This is a genomic window from Aquirufa nivalisilvae, from assembly GCF_003143535.1.
GTDB classification, from domain to species: domain Bacteria; phylum Bacteroidota; class Bacteroidia; order Cytophagales; family Spirosomataceae; genus Aquirufa; species Aquirufa nivalisilvae.
Genome location: NZ_CP029346.1, coordinates 932079 through 951399 on the forward strand (window position 1 = coordinate 932079; position 19321 = coordinate 951399).

Genomic DNA, 19321 nt, shown 5'->3' on the forward strand with positions numbered 1-19321 from the left:
CACCTCATGGATAAGCACTTAAAAGCTGGGTTTACGGAGCATTTGAGTACCTGCTGTTACTGTGGGGTAGGCTGCGGTGTATCTATACAAAAAGATCCCTTAGGTAGAATTTGGGTGGAAGGCGAGCAAGGTCATCCAGTAAATCAAGGGCAACTTTGTAGTAAAGGAATGAATTTGCACCATACAGTCAATGATACTTCAGACAGGCTACTTTATCCAGAGGTTCGATTTGGTAAAAGTCAGCCTCGACAAAGGGTCACTTGGGATATTGCTTTAGAGCGCACCGCGGCCGTGTTTCGTTCATTAATTGAAAAATATGGGCCTGATTCTGTGGCATTCTACGCTTCAGGTCAATGTTTAACAGAAGAATATTATGTGATTAATAAGCTCATCAAAGGTTTTATAGGTTCAAATAACATAGATACCAATTCCCGCCTTTGCATGAGTTCAGCTGTAGTAGGGTATAAAATGGCTTTAGGAGAAGACTCCGTGCCTGTTTCTTACGAGGATTTAGACCATGCAGATGTGATTTTTGTGGCTGGAGCCAATCCCGCTTGGTGTCATCCTATTTTGTGGAGAAGGGTTGAAGCTGCCAAGGAACGTAATCCAGATTTAAAGATTATCGTTAGCGATCCACGAAAAACGCAGACCTGCTCCATCGCCGATGTCCATTTACAGCTGAATCCTGGTACCGATATTATCTTGCATCATGCCATTGGTCGTGCACTCATCGAAATGGGTGCTATTGATTTGGCTTTTGTCGCGAATCATACGGAAGGGTTTGCACGTTATCAAGAGTCCGTGATGCAAAGGACCTTGGAAGAAGCAGCTCATTTATGTGGGGTTTCATGTAAAGACATACTTACAGCAGCATCTTACATTAAAAATGCTCAGGGTTTTATGACCATGTGGACCATGGGATTGAATCAAAGTGCCGTGGGAGTGAGTAAAAATCTTTCATTGATTAATTTGAATCTCATCACTGGTCAAATCGGTCGACCTGGTGCTGGTCCATTGTCTTTAACAGGTCAACCCAATGCTATGGGGGGGAGGGAAGTAGGAGGATTATCCAATTTACTTCCAGCTCATCGAGATTTATTAAATCCTGAGCATCGGGCCGAAGTTGAAGATTTTTGGTCTGTTCCTCGCGGCCGAATCGCAGCCAAACCAGGCCTTAGTGCTACCGAAATGTTTGAAGCACTGGAATCAGGCAAATTAAAGGCTGTTTGGATTATTTGTACTAATCCATTAATCAGTATGCCTGATGTTCGTCGAGTAGAACAGGCCTTTAAAAAAGCCAAATTTGTAGTCGTACAGGACATTTCCAATAAAGTGGAAACTTTGGCATATGCCGATGTGGTATTGCCTGCTGCCTCATGGGCAGAGAAAGAAGGTACCATGACCAATGCCGAAAGAAGAATAAGTTACTTACCCAAGGTATTGAATGCACCTGGAGAGGCAATTCCCGACGCTGAAATTATTTGTCGATTTGCTCAAAAAATGGGTTTCAAGGGCTTTGACTTTAAAAATTCAGCCGATATATATGCAGAACATGTGCAATTGACCCAAGGGACAAATGTGGACATGAGTGGATTGAGTCATGCTATTTTGAAGCAAAAAAGAACGGTTCAGTGGCCTTATACCCAAGGACAAAGTGGTCACGGTACGCCTCGTTTATTCACGGATAATCAGTTTTTTACGGCTTCGCAAAAAGCACAAATACATACGGTTTCAGATGAAAATACCTCGGAGAAGATATCAGAAGAATTCCCTTTTATTTTAACCACAGGTAGAATTCGAGATCAGTGGCATACGATGTCTAAGACGGGGAAAGTGAATAAATTGAAACAACATATTCATGAATCATTTCTGGAAATCCATCCTGAGGATGCCCAAAAATTAGGTATTCAGGATCAGTCGCTGGTAGAAATTGAAAATAAGCGAGGGCTAGCTCGCGTCAAAGCCAAACTTTCTCCAGACATTAAAAAGGGAGTAGTTTTTATGCCCATGCATTGGGGGAAAATGGGGAAATTAGACTTGAATCGAGCGAATAATCTGACCCAAAATTTAGTTGATCCCAAAAGTAAAGAGCCTGATTTTAAGTTTTCGGCAGTTTCTGTAAAGCTTTATACTAAATCAAAGCAAAAGATCATCGTAGTTGGTGCAGGCGCAGGTGCCTGTGGCTTTGTGAAGTCGTATCGACAATACAATACCGATGATAGCATTGAGGTATTTAGTAAAGAAAATTTGCCATTTTACAACCGAGTTTTGCTTCCTGATTATATCAATGGTACACTTCCATGGGTTAATCTAGTCAAGATGTCGGAGGAAGAGGAATTGGAACATCAATTTACCTTACATCGGGGTGTCTGGATTACTTCGGTGAATCGCGAGGAAAAGCAAGTAGTTGATAATTTGGGCCGTAGTCATAGCTACGATGTATTGATTCTAGCTACAGGAAGTAGACCTGCCCTTTTACGTGAAATCCCTTCTTTAGCAGGTATTTTCACCATGCGAAGTCGTATGGATGCGGATCGCTTTTTAGCCCATATTGACCCAAGTCGGGGTCCTGTATTGATTGTTGGTGGAGGATTGTTGGGGATAGAATTGGCTGCTTCCTTGCAAGAAATGCATGTAAAAGTGACTATTATTCATCGAAATTCGCGGTTTATGGACCGACAACTGGATCCTTTGGGTAGTCAATTGTTGCATGAGGAATTAGTAGATCGCGGAATTGGGATACATTACAACGATGAAATAGAGCGATTTGTTGGAGAAGAAAAAATAGAAGCTGTGCGTTTGAAAAGTGGATTGACTTTAACTTGTCAAGCCATGGTTATCGCCATAGGTACCATTCCAAATATTGAATTAGCCAAGGAGGCTGGATTAAAAACACAAAGAGGAATTTGTGTGGATGAATATTTACAAACCAATGATCCACATATTTATGCCATTGGTGAAATTGCTGAATGTGATGGAGCTTTATTTGGGATAACGGCTGCGGCAGAGCAACAAGCAGAAATTGTGGCTCGATATTTATCTGGTGATATTTCAGCCCAATATTCGGGTTCATTATTGATGAATATTTTGAAAATGCACGGTACGGATTTTTGTTCGATGGGTGTCATTGAACTTCCTCAGAACCCTGCATATGAAGAAGTTGTGTTTATAGATAAGACCAAGCGATATTATAAAAAATGTATTATTCATAATGACCGATTGGTAGGAGCCATATTGATTGGAGATAAACGTGAATTCTTAGAATTTAAAAATCTGATAGAAAATAAGATTGAATTAAGTGAAAAGCGCCTGCAATTACTTCGTTCAGGGGAAGCTCCCGAACCTGTAATTGGTAGGTTAATTTGTAGTTGCAATGGAGTAGGGGAAGGAAATTTGCTTAAAAAAATAGATGCGGGATGTACGGACCACTTACAATTATGTCAGTTGAGTGGAGCAGGAATGGGTTGCGGAAGTTGTCGCCCCGAAGTGAAATCGATTTTAGATCATAGCTTAAAATTGAAACATCATGAAACAGTTATTGGATAAACCTTCGATCTTTAAAGGTCAAAAAGGGCTAGAATATTTTGAATTTGAAGAGGATTTTGTAGAAGCTAATATGCGGTGTATTCCCATGGTAGTTCGCTTTAAATTGGATCAAGTAAAGATCAAGTTGAAATTACATGAATGGGCTAAGTTTTCAGCTGCCGAGAAATTGGCTTTAGCTCTTGCTCCTACAGAAAGCTTAGCGGATAAAATGAATTATAAGGATAAATTGAGGTCTTTGGTTTTTCAATATACCAAGGAGGACATGAGTGAATTAGACCCAAGTCGATTGATATTTGATTGGATGGATGGATTAGTTGTCCCTGCTCGTCTTCAAGAAAAAGCCAAAGAATTTGGTTGGAAAGTATCTGTCCAACAATGGGGACAATTGAGTCATTTACAGCGATATGCCTTGTTGAAATTAACTAATCCTGGGCATGAGAATAAGAATTTTCCCATTGCCATGCGCGAATTTAATATCGTATGAATTACGTAAAGATTAATTTTCTGGGGGGTATCATTTCGCCAGGAGATCTTTTGGAAATATTGGACTTGCTTGATCGCTTGTACATTCGCTATGTAAGTTTTGGTTTACGTCAACAGTTGATCATTCCAGTCGAAGAAGATCTAATTCCTGCTTTGCAAGCTGGATTAGAGTCTAAAGGAATAAATTATGAGTTAAATTCTGAGATTTATCCCAACATTGTTAGTTCTTATCCTGCTGAAGATATTTTCATTCAAGGTACGTGGCTAAGTGAAGGTGTATATCGTGACATTTTAGATGGAATTGATTTTTCTCCTCAATTGAAGATTAATATTTCGGATTCCAATCAAAGTTTCACCCCTTTGTTAACGGGAAATATTAATTGGGTGGCATCGGTTAATGAGGCTCATTTCTGGCATTTATTCATTCGTTTTCCCAAAACCAATGTAGTCTATCCATGGACAGAACTCGTTCATACCCAAGATGTGGCCTCTTTTTCGAAGTCCTTGGAAAGCTTGATTTTAAGTGATCTTCCCACTTTTTATGACCAAGAAAATGCCAGTGGTACGGAGTTAATGTCTCGCATGAATTTGAGACCATACATTTTACGGAGAGCTCAGGAACAAGCTAAATTACCAGATTTTAATTTGCCTTATTATGAAGGCTTAAATCGCTACAATAATCGTTATTGGTTAGGGATTTACCGGAGAGAAGAAAAATTTACGGTGGCATTTCTACGGGAGGCGTGCCAGCTCTGTATGGCTACCAAAGTGGGTCAGATGGGCTCCACACCTTGGAAGTCCTTGATTATCAAAGGTATTGTGGAGTCGGACAAAGGAGCGTGGAATTTATTGCTAGAAAAGCATCAAATTAATATGCGCCATGCAGCGAATGAACTCAATTTTCAAGTGGAAGATCATTGCCCAGAGGGATTGGCTTTAAAACAATATTTGGTACGACATTTGAATGAAGAAGATACACGGACCTTTGGCTTGAGTATTGGTATTAAAACAAGGAAAAAATCGGAAGTATTTGGTGGAATAGTGGTTAGAAGAAGACCACTTTTATTTGGGCTTTTTCATGTGTATGATATTCTATGTGCCAACGATTTTAACCCCAATCAACGAACAGGCTCTTTATATGGATCTGGACTGCCCAAATTTATTTTAGGGGAACAATTACGTCGTGCAATTTTGAGCTTTTATAAATTTCGTTCTTCTCAAGTGAAATCCTTCATGGAGCCTGTCGTTGTCCAAGAAGAGATTAAGTTGAGTTTATGCCAATGTCCAGCTTGCTTGACGATTTATAATCCTGAGTTTGGAGATGATTCCCAGCAAATTCCAGCAGGAACACTTTTTGAGGACTTACCCGATGATTATGTCTGCGAAATGTGTGAAGCGCCTAAACTTACTTTTGTTTCAATTAGTTAATTTCCTCAGGAGTATTACAATTGATAAAGTTCTTCGTATTTTCTGCCGAAACTGGTTTTATAGCCGCCTGCAGTCTATTCAAAATAGATATTAAGCTTGTAGGAATGAGTTCTTTTTTTTCTAACAAAGCAGTGAGTTTTTCTAAGCCATTGGCTGAATAAATAGCACACATTGGCTCAATTTGATCACCATTTTGATATACCCAAGCTAAGGCATTAGGCTGGGAATTTCGGAATTCCATTAAATCTTGTAGACAAGAAATTTCCATGTTGGGCATGTCACAGGCTAACACCAGAATATCTTCCTTTGGATAGGATAGATGAGCAGATAATATACCCTGGATTGGGCCAGGTGCCACAATATCTGGATGGTCAAGAATGATATTAGCTGGAGGAATATGTGGGGAATAGCTAGGAGTTTGTAAGGGATTTATTCCTACATAACTCTTGATTCCGCAGGATTGTAGCTTGTTCCAAGCAGATTTAGCCCATATTTCCCCCGTTTTTGTTACTAAAAGGCCTTTGTCAGACCCCATACGAAGGCTTTTTCCTCCCGCCATGACTAGTCCTATCATCGGTCAGAATGTCCCAAGGACTTTTCTGGGCAGATTTTATCTCGTAGTATTTGCTTTAATTCCTTAATCTCCATAAAACCACCATTCGTTTTTCGGTCAAACAAGAGTTCATGGTTGATATATAAAGCAAACTCTCCTGAGGTTTCACTGGGTTGTAATGTTACAGCTCCCAATTCTGCTTCGAAAGTACTCAACATCTCTTGGGCCACATAGGCTGCACGAAGAAGCCAATGGCATTTAGGACAATATGAAATCGTTAAGGTTGGTTTCATGTCAGTATATCTTCTAAAAAGCTTTATTAAAATGGTGGATCATTCAAATAAATTTACCTAATTTATTGAAAAATTACCCCTTATATATCATTATCCTTAAAGACCTATTTCATTTATGAAAATCATTTCTTGTCTCGCATTCCTTGTATTATTAAGTTTTGCAAGTCCCTTATTTGCTCAGGGCCCCAAAGTTTTGGTAGTAACGGCGCATCCAGATGATGAAACAGGTTTTTCTGTCAGTCTATTTAAAATCACGCATGAACTCAAAGGAATAGTTGATATGGCCGTGATGACAGATGGAGGAGGAGGCTTTGCCGATTCTCAATTAGGCGCCATGTACTATGGACTCAATTTAACCGATTCTTTGGTTGCTCGTACACATTTACCACTGATTAGGAAACAAGAGATTTTGGATGCTGCTAAAATTATGGGCTTGCGAAATATCTATTTTATGGAGCAACCCGACGACTGGTATACCTTGGATCCAACCCCTTATATATCGGGTAAAAATTGGGATATACCATTCATTGAGAAGCGTTTGGATTTGATTTTGGCTGAGCGTCAATACGATTATGTCATTACCATGTTGCCACATGCAGGTCAGCATGGCCACCATAAGACAGCCGTTTTAATGGCACTTCGCGCAGTTCAGCGATTCAAAGGACCTCATAAACCAATCATTATAGCGGGCAGTCCATTGTCTGCCAATGCCAAACCCATTGAATTTGCTATGTTAGAAGGATTTCCAGAAACGAAGATTAAATCGAATGCTCCTACTTTTACGTTGAATCGGGCATTTCGATTTAAGGAAAATGATAAAGTAAGTTATAAAATTGTAGCTGATTGGGTTATTGCAGCCTATAAGTCACAAGGAGCCATACAAGAAAATGGTATCCATAAGACTGACTTTGAAGTATATCGCTATTTTGATATCAATGACCCTAAAGGTATTAAGCAGGTTCAGGACTTATTTCAACAATTGGCCAACAGTGGCTTTGCGGCTCCTAAATAGATTTAATTAGCTTTTGATCTTCTTTTTCTCCTATTCGCAGGGATTTAAATAATCCTTGTCCGACAATTCTATTGGCTTTTTATTCGTTAGGTATGCACCTAATTGATTCAGGAAATTGCTCCTCGGTTGATTGGCCATTTTCATCCATGTAAATCAAGCTTTAGACTCGGAATGAGCCGTTTATACTAATTTTTATTTATTCGAAAATTTTATGACTTATTTAGTCAGTATTGTTCCTTTTCCACTAATTCAATCAACCTAACATTTTTAAAGAGCAAACCATTATGGGAATTTGGAATTATTTTTTTGGAGGGAATAAGTCTGAGGAAAAGACTAATCCTGATGTGGCATTGCAGGAAGAAGCGAATCGGATCGACCAGCGATTGAACCCTAGTTTAGATGTTCGAAAGCCGCATTTTGATGGAAGGTCGGAATCAACCTGGCAACGAATTTTTGATCGAATTCGGCATGATTATGAAATGGAAGGTTACCAAGATGCCTTGACTACTGCCGATAATAAATACCGAGACGATAATATTTCTATTATTAAATTGGACTTACAGGCAGATATTCATGAGGCTGAAATTGCCATCAAAGAATACCTGAAGGAAATAGATTTTCATATTAATTCTAGAAGAAAGGCAGATTTGCATGATTTAGTCGAAGAATTGGAATCCCGACGAGACATCTGTTTAGATCGATTAAAAATCATGGAAGAAATAAAAGTGGATGTTACCAATGAAACAGGAACTTCCATCCGCATTATATTGGCATACAAACGTGGTTTTAATAAGGGTTTAGCGGCTCTTTCCATGGCGAACATCATCAATCGTAACATCTAAACTTATGGAAAAGACCTTCATCCCCAAAGACTTATGGCTTCGTTTTGGATGTTTCCTATCGGGACACAATTACCAGATTTTGTCGGAATGCTCAGAAGCAAGTAAACGAGATCAAAAGAAAATCACTTCTGCCTTAGTTATTATTACGCTCATTTGGTCCATAATAGGCTATATTTTCTCTAATAAATACCTCAATTTTGGACCATGGTTATCTTTACTAGGTTCTGCATTTATGGCGGTTCTGATTGTTCAGATAGAGCGACAAATTATACTTTCTGCCAAATTGAATAGCTGGGCAAAGTTCTTTCGTGTGTTATTGGGAATTATTGTTGCTGTCATTGGAGCTAGTATCATCGATCAATATCTATTTGCCAATGATATTCAGAAAATTGCCCAAGCATCCGTTGAGGCAAAGGCATTAAAAGAAAGTAATATTGCCCGAAATGCTTACCAAACAGCTATTGCACAATTGGATAGCACGATTATGGTAGAGAAATTCAATTACCAAAAAATACAAACTCAGGTGTTGAAATTACCCGCAACGCTCGCTGGGGGTGGCGGTGGAAGAAAATACGATTCCGCAGGGAATTTGATTAGTGAGCAGCAAAGTAGTCGGATTCCAAATCCAGAGATTTCCAATTTACGCGCCTTTCAAGCTTCAATTGCTTCCAAGATTAGTGTGTTGGAAAATGAGAAAATTCAGAAAGGGCAGCAATATGCAGCGGAAGTTAAGAATAAGGCCAAAGAGATTTTGAACCGCAAACCTGGCTTTTTGGATGAGCTGAATGCCTTAATCAATTATTTGTTGGAGTTTGATCCTTATCCTACCGCATTAATCTTTTATTTGATCTGGTTCTTCTTTTTCTTGTTAATAGAATCTTTAGTCTTAATTATTAAAAGCAATCATCATGAGAATGACTATGAGAAGGTGGTAGACTACCAACAAAATATTCGTATTCGTCGATTAATGGCATTGGAGGATAAACGTAATGCTGCTTTGGGTTCAGAATCCATGATTAGTTCATCATCTAATTTAATCGATCATTTACCCAGATAGTCAATTTGGATGTAAAAAAAAGCCTCCGGAAATCTCAGGAGGCTTTTTTTATTGAAATGAAATCAATTATTTCTTAGGATCTAATGCTTTATCAATTCGAGCAATCAAATCCAATACATGTAATTTACTTAATCGATCATTGGTGCCAGCAGAAGCAACTTTTAAACTGTCTTTCAAGCTCAATAATTGTCCTCTCGCAATAGAGGGTAAATCTGTTTGGTTTAGATTGACCACTCTCGTTTTAAAGCCATAAGTAACACCCACAGGAATGGATCTAACTTGAGCTGTGCCAGGATTTAATAAGGCAGCTACTTTATCAATGAATAGTTTCTGAAGGTTTCTTCTGAAAATATCGATGGAAGCTTGGCTTTTCAATTCAGCAAAAATACCCAAACGTAAATCGGTCATTAATTCATCCACCGAATAATTGTTTTTATTGATCGACGAACCTTCCATTAAACGGACCATTCGGTCACCTACCAATAGATTACTTAAGGTGGCATCTTGCATGGATTTAATCGACTCTACTCCATTTTCAGGATTGATTTTGGCTAATATGTTTTGATCTAACAACCAAGTTGGGGTAGCAAATAATTGCTTATTTAAGAAGTTGACGGCATCTTTTTGTAAACTTTTTGGAACTATTTCAAATTGATTTCCAGTCATATCATAGGTTTTAGGATTGTCGTAAATACCTCCGACATTTTTGGTAACATGACCTAAATACCTTCTAAATTGCCCTGTAACATTGCTATATAATTCATCAAGTTCGGAATAGCTTTCGCCATTTTCCTTGGTCCAATCGATTAAATTCGGCAAGATTCTTTGTAAGTTTTTAATTCCATAAGTGGAAGCCACCATGGCATTATCGCCAATATCTTCTGTTTGATAACGAGGGTCATAAGGGCTAATCTCTGTTCCAAACCAAAGTCTGCGGTTCTTATATGCTTCCTTAGTTAATTCATTTAGAATAGTCTTTTCTTCTTTTTCACTTTTGGCTTCGTCAAAATACGAATAACCCCATTTGATCGCCCATTTGTCGTAATCTCCAATTTTAGGGAATAAATGAGTTACGCCATCTTCTGGTTGAGCCACATAGTTGAAACGTGCATAATCCATGATAGAAGAAGTATGTCCGTTTTTCTCTTGAAAGTCTTTATCTCTTAATTTCTCTACTGGTGTAGCGGAACTTGCTCCCATATTGTGACGTAAACCTAGGGTATGGCCAACTTCATGAGAAGAAACAAAGCGGATCAATTCACCCATCAAAACATCATCAAATTGTTTTTTGCGAGCATTAGGGTCAACTGCCCCTGCTTGAACCATGTACCAATTTCTTAAAAGAGACATGATGTTATGGTACCAACCAATATGGCTTTCTAATATTTCACCCGTTCTAGGATCATGTACATTGGGACCATAAGCATTTTGAATATCGGCAGCAAAATACCGTACCACGGAGAATCGAGCATCTTCTAAGCTCATGCTTGGGTCATTTTCTGGCCAGTATTCCCCACGAATAGCATTTTTCCATCCAGCATGTTCAAAGGCCACTTGCCAATCATCAATACCTGCTTTGATGAATTTTTTCCATTTGTCTGGAGTAGCAGGGTCAATGTAGTAAACGATAGGTTTGATGGGTTCAATCAATTGTCCTTTTTTCTGTTTTTCAGCATCCTCTTTCGACTTAGGTTCAAGGCGCCATCTAACCGCAAAAACATCGGTGTCTGCCTTTTGAGATTCCTCTTCAAATACGCCATATTGATTGGCAAAATAACCTACACGCGCATCAAAACTTCTTTTGCGCATGGGCTTCTTAGGTAAGGCAATCATTGATGTATTTAATTCCAACGTCAATAGTCCAGCATCAGCTCCAGCAGGCAAAATGGCTCCAATTCGAGGCACAGGGCTTAGTGAAAGCAGTGCAGGAACCGTTGAAAAGGTTTTTACAGTTCTGATTTCTGTATTGATTGGAAAGCTACTGATTTTTTGAATGAATGATTTGTCCTTTTGAAAAGCCTGAATACTCAACGTTTGTTTTTTTACAGGGTCTAGAGAAAATGTCTGAATATCGGAATCGAAGGTACTCGTCATATCAATGACGAAAGCCATATCCTTTTTACCTGTTGAGTCTTTTTTGACCGCCAAAATTTCATATATACCAATAATGGGATTCGCTGAAGAATTTTTAACTGCTTGAGCTAAAGGCTTTCCTTCATCTGGAGACATGATAACGTAGCTGATGGAACGAAGCAATAAGTTATTATTATTTCCTTTCTCAAATTGAATCACTTGTCGGTTGACTTCTTCACCACCAAAAATACCTCCACCAGCAGGTGTTTTGGAAAAACGAGTGATGGTCATAATTTCTTGGTCGATGAGCGACGCTGGGATTTCAAATAGGTACTTCTGATCCATTTTGTGGACATCGATTAAACCTTTTTGTGTGACTGCAGTACTATCAACCACCTTATTATAAGGTTTAGGCCCTTTTTTGGCATCAGGTTTCGGAGCATCGCTACTTGGCGCAGCTGCCACAGGTGTTTTAGGCGGTTCCACTTTTTTATTGCTTTGAGCGAATGCGGAAGGAGTTTGACTCAACAACGCAGCAGCTAATAGCAAATTCAGCTGTAATTTTTTCATGTATTTTTTAGTGTGTTTACAAGGAAATTCGTTTGAAACGACCGTTTCCTAAATGGAAGTTATCTTGTAATTTAAACAGGGTCATTTTACTTACCAAACCAGTGGTCATTTTTCCAGAGAATATTTTTCAAGTTCTGAATTGATCCCATGCCTATAAAAATAAAAAGCCTCTCCTGTGAAAGAGAGGCCGGTAAAACACGGAAAATATTTTTAGCAATGTATCATTAGTAGAAACCTACAACTCCTACATTTAATCGTCCACCTGTACTGGTTTTACCACTTAGTGATGGCGTTGCTATGGTGTTATTAATAATGGCTTTTTTGATTACTTGAGATGCCGCTTGATTAGTGCTCGTTGGGTAATTTTTAGCAGCATAAAGTGCCACAGCCGCAGTCACGTGCGGTGTTGCCATGGATGTTCCGCTGTAGGCAGCATAACCTACTCCATTAGGTCCAGGAACAGTGGAAATGATGTTATCACCAGGTGCGCCTAAAGCCACGGTTTTTACGCCATAGTTAGACCAAGATGTTAATAATCCATTCACGTCGATGGCAGAAACAGCAATGACATTCTGGCTTATATAACTAGCTGGATAGTTAGGACTTGCATCGATATTACTTCCAGCGTTTCCTGCCGCAGCAATGAAAAGTATACCAGCTTTATCTGCACGCTGAATGGCAGCTAATAATAATTTAGAATAACTTCCGCCACCCCATGAATTATTGGAAGCTACAATATTGATTTTTTTGTTCTTCTTTAAATTAGTTAAATAATCAATGGCTTTAATCGCATTAGAAGTAGAACCTCCGCCAATACCTAAAAACTTGGTTGGGATAATTTTGACATTCCAATTCATTCCCACCACTCCAATTGAATTATTGCCTAAACCACCAATGGTCCCAGAGACGTGAGTACCATGGGCATCAACATTGTTTGTTGAAAGGCCATCGTAAACCGAAGCGTCATTGTTGGCAAAATCCCAACCACGTACATCATCAATGTATCCGTTTCTGTCATTATCTATTCCATCAACGATTTCATTAGGGTTGGTCCAAATATTATTGACCAAATCAGGGTGATTATACATGACCCCTTCGTCCACAATACCTACATAAACTGTTGAACGTCCCGTATTATTATTTGCCCAAGCTACATTGGCATTGCTACCATAGGTGCCATTTAAGCCCCATAATTGACCTGTACCGTAGAAATAGTCGTCTGGAGTCGTGGTAGTTTGTTGGTGTGTATATAGTTGATTGGGTTCTACAATTTCAATTAATGAATTTCCAGAAGCTCGGTTGATGGCTTCAATGGCATTAATATTGGTTTTTACCACGTAGAAACCTTCATCTCCCTCATCCTTCATTTCTTGAGTGATGATTTGTTCTTGTATGGTTCCAGAAATGGCTTTTAATGCAGTTAATTTCCCAGATTCAGGAATCCCGCTTTTGAATTTGATTAATACTTCGTTTGAGATAATACCTCCAGAATTGGAATTTTGACTTAGGCCTGGAGCAGATGAATTGCCATTGTTTCCATTAGGAGAAAGGGCTAATTCATCCAATTGCATCTGGCAAGAAAAGGTAACTGCTGCCAAAAGAAAGATTGCAATTTTCAATTTCATTATTCGATTTTTTAAGGTTAGAAAGTTTCATCTTTAATCTAGAACACATCTTAATAAAATTCGAACACGTGGTAAATGTAATAATACATTTGGATTTATTTGAAATACAAATCTATTTTATCTTATTTTTTTACAATTTTTTAATTGAAATGGGGTTAAAATTGACATTTATCATAAAATTAATTCAAAGATTAAGGGGTCAGCAAGCATGTTCTTAATTTTAATTTAGATTCATAACTAATTATCTAAGCTATTTTTTCTTGATTTCGTTTTTAAATTTAGAACATGTAAGAAATGAATACTTAAAATGATTCATGGTGTTTTTCAAAATTAAAGCCTCTCATGTCGGACATAAGAGGCTTTAATTTTGATTATATAATTGTACTGTTTATTTACCTTTTTTCTGAGTAGCCATCCATTCCATAATACTTACAGGCTTTCCATTTACTTTTACTAAGGAGCTATCAAAATCAGTTTTCGGTAAGTTCTCATGTAAATACACCCATGACCAATGACCATTGTATTGAAACCCTTTTCCTCCGTAGAAATTGGTAATGTCATTCACATGGTCATAGTAGGTAAAGTGTACATTTTTAGCACCTGCGGCCTGTAACCTTTTATAAACAGGTACTACTGTTAAATCTGGGATGGTGGTTGCATCATCTTTGGAATGAACAAACCAAATGGGAACCTGTTTGATTTTTTGAATGTCCGTATCTGAAATATATTCTGAGCGGTAAGCTAGAGCACTGATATAACCTGCAGCAAAATAGTCAGGGTAAAGTAATATCAACTTTAAGGCCATATATCCTCCATTAGAGCAGCCTCCTACATAAATTCTAGTTGGGTCAATATTGGGATTGGATTTAACGTAATCTTTAATCAAGGCCATTAAACCTTCATTATAGACATCATTTTCTTTTCCATGTGTGCTTATTTTTTGCGCATTATGCATCCAAGCACCAGGACACTGTGGAGATAAAACATAAGCTCCTTCAAAAATGGATTGAATCGGTTCAGCAGCATAATTCGCAGCTTTATTCCCTAATAATGGAATAGTGGGGTCAAATCCTCCTTCTCCACCTCCGTGTAACCAAATGATCAATGGAGCTTTATCTTTTTTAATTTTCGGACTAAAGCTGGCATAAGACATGGTCAGTTGATCATTGAATTTGTATTTTCCTGTCAAATCAAATTGATCAATCAATGGCATTATTTTTCCAGTATTTGTATCCCATACTTGTTGTGATTTCGCATGAACAATCGTCAATTGGTAATCTACCCAGACATTTCCTTTGCTACGAAAATATTGAATGGGAGAACTGATGGGCAATTGAGGGCCTACCATCAAGACCAACGTGATATTTTTACCTGTTTTCACTCGATTGCCATTTTCATCAGAGACGTAGGCTCCTATGACATCTCTTTTACCAGATGATTGATCATCAGCTATGGCACCAGCAGTCGATTTCCTTGATGCAAAAACGGAATATTCCATTCCATTGACGATTGATGTAGTATCGGATAAAGAAAGTATGACTTTGTTGACACCTGCACCCCAGTCAAAGCCCTCTACAACGAGTTTATATGATCCAGTAGGTTTGGCCAAAGCCACAAAAGAGAATAATGCTATTAAAAGCGTAATGAGGTAAGCTGTTTTTTTCATGGTGTGAGGTATTTTTTTTTCAATGTAGTTAAAAATTGGAGATTTCATTCAGGTAAATTCAATAAAATAGAAAGCAAAGATCTTTCATTTAGAACTGGAAGGTGTTTCGTAATGGTCAGGTTTTCAATTCGTTATGACGACTTAATATATTCCTTACTTGTTGGGAAAACCAATATTTAAAAGAACATTTGATTTCAAAAATTTAATCAGATGAAAAAAGCCATTTTAATTTTGATTACTGCCATTATTTTTTGTCCCCAATATTCAAATGCTCAAAATAATACGGCAGCCACCCTAGGTTTTTTTTGAAAGCGACTGCAAGCTTGGTGCAAATTCGTAGGGCAGACTTAATTAAAACTCATGAATTCTTTTTTGATGGAAATTAACATTGGAATAGATGTCAGTAAGAATTAAATGCTAATTACTTTTAAACTCCGTCGATTATAGAAAGGGTTTTCAATAAATTACACAACATTTCTATTTAAGGAATGCAGCTAGAAAAGATTAGAATACATCATTTATGAGAAATGGCTTTTACTTAAGTTTACTATTTATACTGTTGGGATTGTCCGATTTGCATGCTCAAACTCCATTGGATAGCTTACATCAGCCTATCATTCGATTTTTTGATGGTTTTTCTCAATTGAATACTGCTTTATTTCGACAGAATACCACTCCTGATTTTATACTCTTAGAAGCTGGGATGATTTGGAACATTGATACTTTAGTCAATAAAGTAAAGCCTAATCCCACTATTGCCTATGAGCGGAAAAATAGTTTTACTTTTTTAACGAGCGAGCAAAAGGGAGATGTGGCTTGGGTTACGTATTGGAACCAAGCGGAGATTCATCGGGGTGATCAAATCAGAAATGTGCGTTGGTTGGAAAGTGTAGTTTTAGTCCGACAATCAGGTAGATGGAAAATTCGTTTGATGCATTCTACGCCAATGCCAAAGTAAATGTTGACTTTGTCGCATGTTAAAAGAATAATTTGTTGAAAATTCAAACCTTTTATCCTTGATCTAGTTTGAACATTGATTCATTTAATGAATGTCTCAATGAATTAATCCTAGTATATGCAAGGAGTTAAAAAGCAACATTTACCGGTTAAAATGTGCCCCATATGCTTCAGGCCATTTTCCTGGCGCAAAAAATGGGAGCGAGATTGGGATAAAATCGTGTATTGCAGTGAAAAGTGTAGAAGAAATAAATAAGTTAACAGAAGAAGATACTGACAGAATCATTCAGATGGCCTGGGAAGATCGTACCCCATTTGAAGCCATTGAATTTCAGTTTGGATTGAAAGAAAAGGATGTCATTGAATTCATGCGACTACATAGCCAGAGGTCAAGTTTTCAGATGTGGCGTAAAAGGATGTCGGGTCGCATCACCAAGCATGTACAAAAAAGAGTAAGTGTAGATCCTCGATTTAAATGTAGCCTACAAAGAAGTATTAGCCTCAATAAAATCAGTAAACGTTGATTGATTTCCCCAGGAGTTTAGCTGCAGTACATCATCGAATTGACACATTTGATCCTATTCACTATGCGCGTACAAGAAATTTCATTGATGGTGGAGTTTCTTACCTTTCGCCTTATTTGTCTCGTGGATTTATCACTATAACTGAAATATATCGGCGATTGAAAATTCGGGGATTTAGCTTTTCTGAATTGGAGAAATTCATTCAAGAATTGGCATGGCGAGAGTATTATACGAAAACCTGGTTTCGATTGGGGGATGGTATTTTTCAAGATATCCGACATCCACAGGAGGGGGTGTTACACCACGGAATTCCTGCGGCATTGGTTCAAGCTCAAACGGGGATACAAGCCGTAGATTCAGAACTGGCATATTTCGCTCAATCGGGTTATTTGCATAACCACATTCGGATGTATATAGCGTCGTTGACTTGCAATGTGGCACATTATCATTGGTCTGCCCCAGCTACTTGGATGTACTATCATTTACTGGATGGTGATTTAGCGAGTAATGCGCTTAGTTGGCAATGGTGCGCAGCTACTTTTAGCAACAAGCCCTATTATGCCAATCAAGAAAATGTCAATCATTTCACCCGCAGTGAACAAAGAAATACGGTGATTGATTGTAGTTACGAAGATTTACCACAATTACCTGTGCCTGACATATTGAAAAACGGGGTAGATTTTAAACCCCAAATGCCTCATATTCCCTTTCAAATTCCGCATATCAATACAGCACTTCCTACATTCGTGTATACCCATTATACCCTTAATCCCAATTTTCATACGGGGGAGGAGGGGAATCGGATTTTGGTCATGGAGCCTTCTCATTTCAGGCGTTTTCCTATGTCACCCAATTCGATACAATTTATCATGGATTTGGCTGCCCAGATTCCCAACTTACAGGTTTATTATGGAGAATATGCAGATTTGGGTATCGAGGGAATATTTAGAGACCATCCTATCAATGCTCATTTTCGAGGGCAAAGGGAAGCTTATCCTTTTCTAGCACCAGATTTGATGGGAGATTTCCCTAGTTTTTTTTCTTATTGGAATCCTCTGAAGAAGCTTCTGGAAAAAGAGTAAATAGATAGCTTTCTGCCTGTTGTAAATGCGACTCTTTCTTTTCGAGAGGCATTTTGTCCCAAGTACTAATGAGCATCGCCCATCTAGGATTCTTGGAGAAAGTTGCTCTTTGTTTATCTAAAAAACGCCAAAATAGTCCATCCCAAATAGCTTGCCATGGACCTTTTTTATAATCACTCATTTTTAAAATGTAGTTGGATCCACATATATAGGGCTTTGTGGTCATCATGCCGCCATCGCTAAATTGCGACATGCCATAGACATTGGGTACCATGACCCAATCGTAGGCATCTATGTACATTTCCATAAACCACTGATATACAGCATCTGGTTTAATTTCACAGAGTAACATGAAATTGCCTAGTACCATCAATCGTTCAATATGGTGGTTATAACCTGTTTTCAAAAGCTTTCGAATGGTCGTATCCACAGGTTCTATGCCTGTAGAGGCTGAGTAAAATGCTTCTGGCATTTCATGCGTAAAATGCCAATAATTGGAAGTTCTTTGTTGCGTACCTATTTTTTGATACAGCAATTGAACAAATTCTCGCCAACCAATGATTTGTCGGATAAACCCTTCCAAACTATTCAATGGTGCTTGAGCCTGAGCGATTTGACATATAATCTTGGCAGGGTTCAAAAGCCCGACATTAATTAGTGGGCTTAGTACGCTGTGAAATAAGGTAGATTCTTGAGCCAATATGGCATCTTCATAAATTCCGAACAGGGAGAGTCGTTCTTGAATAAAAAGTTCCAACGCATTTTGAGCTTCCGCATGCGTACATGGATAGTAAGCATTCAGAAATGGTTTCTCTATTGTTCCTTGATTGGTAGAAAAATGTGTTTGAATATATTGAATAGCCTCTTGAATATATGGATTGCTTGAAAGGAGAGGAAAAGGCTGTGGGATAAAAGTGTTTTTGGGTATTTTTTTTCTGTTTTCGGCATCAAAAGACCATTGGCCACCCAAGGGATTTTGTTGCTCATCTATTAGTATTTGAAGATTTTTTCTTTGTTGGATATAAAATGGCGTTTGGAAATAGGTTTTTTTATTCCCCAAAACTTGAGCATCCTGATTCAAAAAATTGGGACTAGGTATTCTGTTTTTGGGTACTCGACAAATACGATGTATCCTTCTTTCCAGCAAATAATCATGGGTGTCAAAATAGCTCAACTCAGTTAATCCATCATTTTGTAAAGATGAGAGAAGCTCAATAATGTCTGATTTAGAATCGTTCGCTTCGATATATACAACCTGAAATCCATGTTGCGTTAATAAATCAGCAAAATAGCGCAGGCTAGCACGGTGAAATAGGAGCTTCTGTTGGTGAAAATTATATTGTTTGAAAAATAGATCGGATTCAATCAAATAAAATGTTTGATCACGAGGCAATACCAATGCTTCTTCAAATAACTGATGGGGGAAAATTAGAAAAGCTTTCATAGCAGGGTATTCGATGGCCAGCTATGTGAACTATTGAAATTAAGAAGATGTTTTGAAAGCTATTGGAGAATCTTGAAACTTAACCTGAGCAGTTATTCTATACCAAGACCGAGATGTTCATCTTGTCTCTAGTAGATTTCTATATCTATTGCTGTAAATATTCCTC

General features: G+C 38.1%; 16 protein-coding genes. 10 read left to right on the top strand and 6 right to left on the bottom strand.

Going from position 1 to position 19321, the window contains the following annotated elements; genetic code table 11:
* Nucleotides 1-6 precede the first annotated feature (6 nt).
* Genes HME7025_RS04050 through HME7025_RS04060 form a run of 3 tightly spaced genes read left to right on the top strand, consistent with a single transcriptional unit; the run spans nt 7 to nt 5457 of the window.
* Entirely contained in the window at nt 7-3546 is a 3540-nt protein-coding gene (locus HME7025_RS04050) for a nitrate reductase (RefSeq protein ID WP_109322414.1), read from the top strand.
* The gene (locus HME7025_RS04055; RefSeq protein ID WP_109322415.1) at nt 3527-4030 is read left to right on the top strand and encodes a nitrate reductase associated protein; all 504 of its coding nucleotides are present in this window, start codon (nt 3527-3529) and stop codon (nt 4028-4030) included. Before HME7025_RS04050 ends, HME7025_RS04055 begins: the two co-directional genes overlap by 20 nt.
* Nucleotides 4027-5457: a rubredoxin gene (locus HME7025_RS04060; protein ID WP_109322416.1), complete on the top strand. Its 1431-nt coding sequence runs from the start codon at nt 4027-4029 to the stop codon at nt 5455-5457. Before HME7025_RS04055 ends, HME7025_RS04060 begins: the two co-directional genes overlap by 4 nt.
* Here the strand turns inward: HME7025_RS04060 and mobA are convergent.
* Together mobA and HME7025_RS04070 are read right to left on the bottom strand one after the other, a co-directional pair.
* Nucleotides 5450-6031 (bottom strand): molybdenum cofactor guanylyltransferase, encoded by a 582-nt coding sequence (mobA, locus tag HME7025_RS04065; protein ID WP_109322417.1) that lies wholly within the window; start codon nt 6029-6031, stop codon nt 5450-5452. The genes HME7025_RS04060 and mobA overlap by 8 nt on opposite strands.
* On the bottom strand, nt 6028-6303 hold the full coding sequence (locus tag HME7025_RS04070; protein WP_109322418.1) for a SelT/SelW/SelH family protein: 276 nt from the start codon (nt 6301-6303) through the stop codon (nt 6028-6030). The genes mobA and HME7025_RS04070 overlap by 4 nt, the downstream gene beginning before the upstream one ends.
* A 115-nt stretch (nt 6304-6418) precedes the next feature.
* On the opposite strand from HME7025_RS04070, the gene HME7025_RS04075 reads away from it, so the two are divergent.
* The 3 genes from HME7025_RS04075 to HME7025_RS04085 all read left to right on the top strand — a co-directional run bounded on the left by HME7025_RS04075 (nt 6419) and on the right by HME7025_RS04085 (nt 9214).
* Entirely contained in the window at nt 6419-7315 is an 897-nt protein-coding gene (locus tag HME7025_RS04075; protein WP_109322419.1) for a PIG-L family deacetylase, read from the top strand.
* A gap of 284 nt (nt 7316-7599) precedes the next feature.
* Complete coding sequence (locus tag HME7025_RS04080; protein WP_109322420.1) at nt 7600-8157, top strand: hypothetical protein; 558 nt, start codon at nt 7600-7602, stop codon at nt 8155-8157.
* A gap of 4 nt (nt 8158-8161) precedes the next feature.
* Nucleotides 8162-9214, top strand: a complete 1053-nt coding sequence (locus HME7025_RS04085; protein WP_109322421.1) for a DUF4407 domain-containing protein — start codon at nt 8162-8164, stop codon at nt 9212-9214.
* Nucleotides 9215-9280: 66 nt separating this feature from the next.
* Here HME7025_RS04085 and HME7025_RS04090 read toward each other — a convergent pair whose 3' ends face one another.
* The 3 genes from HME7025_RS04090 to HME7025_RS04100 all read right to left on the bottom strand — a co-directional run bounded on the left by HME7025_RS04090 (nt 9281) and on the right by HME7025_RS04100 (nt 15148).
* On the bottom strand, nt 9281-11857 hold the full coding sequence (locus HME7025_RS04090) for a zinc-dependent metalloprotease (RefSeq protein ID WP_109322422.1): 2577 nt from the start codon (nt 11855-11857) through the stop codon (nt 9281-9283).
* 224 nt (nt 11858-12081) lie between these two features.
* Complete coding sequence (locus HME7025_RS04095) at nt 12082-13482, bottom strand: S8 family peptidase (protein WP_109322423.1); 1401 nt, start codon at nt 13480-13482, stop codon at nt 12082-12084.
* A gap of 388 nt (nt 13483-13870) precedes the next feature.
* Nucleotides 13871-15148: a prolyl oligopeptidase family serine peptidase gene (locus tag HME7025_RS04100; RefSeq protein WP_109324972.1), complete on the bottom strand. Its 1278-nt coding sequence runs from the start codon at nt 15146-15148 to the stop codon at nt 13871-13873.
* A 520-nt stretch (nt 15149-15668) separates the two neighbouring features.
* On the opposite strand from HME7025_RS04100, the gene HME7025_RS04105 reads away from it, so the two are divergent.
* From HME7025_RS04105 to HME7025_RS04120, 4 genes are all read left to right on the top strand, one after another.
* Nucleotides 15669-16106, top strand: a complete 438-nt coding sequence (locus tag HME7025_RS04105) for a nuclear transport factor 2 family protein (protein ID WP_109322424.1) — start codon at nt 15669-15671, stop codon at nt 16104-16106.
* A 153-nt stretch (nt 16107-16259) separates the two neighbouring features.
* Nucleotides 16260-16361 (top strand): DUF2256 domain-containing protein, encoded by a 102-nt coding sequence (locus HME7025_RS04110; protein WP_317046253.1) that lies wholly within the window; start codon nt 16260-16262, stop codon nt 16359-16361.
* A complete protein-coding gene (locus HME7025_RS04115) occupies nt 16336-16629 on the top strand; it encodes a TIGR03643 family protein (RefSeq protein WP_329958645.1) in 294 nt (97 codons plus the stop codon). Before HME7025_RS04110 ends, HME7025_RS04115 begins: the two co-directional genes overlap by 26 nt.
* On the top strand, nt 16626-17711 hold the full coding sequence (locus HME7025_RS04120) for an FAD-binding domain-containing protein (protein ID WP_109322426.1): 1086 nt from the start codon (nt 16626-16628) through the stop codon (nt 17709-17711). The genes HME7025_RS04115 and HME7025_RS04120 overlap by 4 nt, the downstream gene beginning before the upstream one ends.
* On the opposite strand, the gene HME7025_RS04125 is transcribed toward HME7025_RS04120, so the two are convergent.
* On the bottom strand, nt 17659-19155 hold the full coding sequence (locus HME7025_RS04125; protein ID WP_109322427.1) for a cryptochrome/photolyase family protein: 1497 nt from the start codon (nt 19153-19155) through the stop codon (nt 17659-17661). The genes HME7025_RS04120 and HME7025_RS04125 overlap by 53 nt on opposite strands.
* Nucleotides 19156-19321 lie beyond the last annotated feature (166 nt).

What these genes read in the sequence shown, in the direction of transcription:
- HME7025_RS04050 (WP_109322414.1), top strand. Translation starts at nt 7, where the DNA reads ATGGATAAGCACTTAAAAGCTGGGTTTACGGAGCATTTGAGTACCTGC.
- HME7025_RS04055 (WP_109322415.1), top strand. Translation starts at nt 3,527, where the DNA reads ATGAAACAGTTATTGGATAAACCTTCGATCTTTAAAGGTCAAAAAGGG.
- HME7025_RS04060 (WP_109322416.1), top strand. Translation starts at nt 4,027, where the DNA reads ATGAATTACGTAAAGATTAATTTTCTGGGGGGTATCATTTCGCCAGGA.
- mobA (WP_109322417.1), bottom strand. Translation starts at nt 6,031, where the DNA reads ATGATAGGACTAGTCATGGCGGGAGGAAAAAGCCTTCGTATGGGGTCT.
- HME7025_RS04070 (WP_109322418.1), bottom strand. Translation starts at nt 6,303, where the DNA reads ATGAAACCAACCTTAACGATTTCATATTGTCCTAAATGCCATTGGCTT.
- HME7025_RS04075 (WP_109322419.1), top strand. Translation starts at nt 6,419, where the DNA reads ATGAAAATCATTTCTTGTCTCGCATTCCTTGTATTATTAAGTTTTGCA.
- HME7025_RS04080 (WP_109322420.1), top strand. Translation starts at nt 7,600, where the DNA reads ATGGGAATTTGGAATTATTTTTTTGGAGGGAATAAGTCTGAGGAAAAG.
- HME7025_RS04085 (WP_109322421.1), top strand. Translation starts at nt 8,162, where the DNA reads ATGGAAAAGACCTTCATCCCCAAAGACTTATGGCTTCGTTTTGGATGT.
- HME7025_RS04090 (WP_109322422.1), bottom strand. Translation starts at nt 11,857, where the DNA reads ATGAAAAAATTACAGCTGAATTTGCTATTAGCTGCTGCGTTGTTGAGT.
- HME7025_RS04095 (WP_109322423.1), bottom strand. Translation starts at nt 13,482, where the DNA reads ATGAAATTGAAAATTGCAATCTTTCTTTTGGCAGCAGTTACCTTTTCT.
- HME7025_RS04100 (WP_109324972.1), bottom strand. Translation starts at nt 15,148, where the DNA reads ATGAAAAAAACAGCTTACCTCATTACGCTTTTAATAGCATTATTCTCT.
- HME7025_RS04105 (WP_109322424.1), top strand. Translation starts at nt 15,669, where the DNA reads ATGAGAAATGGCTTTTACTTAAGTTTACTATTTATACTGTTGGGATTG.
- HME7025_RS04110 (WP_317046253.1), top strand. Translation starts at nt 16,260, where the DNA reads ATGTGCCCCATATGCTTCAGGCCATTTTCCTGGCGCAAAAAATGGGAG.
- HME7025_RS04125 (WP_109322427.1), bottom strand. Translation starts at nt 19,155, where the DNA reads ATGAAAGCTTTTCTAATTTTCCCCCATCAGTTATTTGAAGAAGCATTG.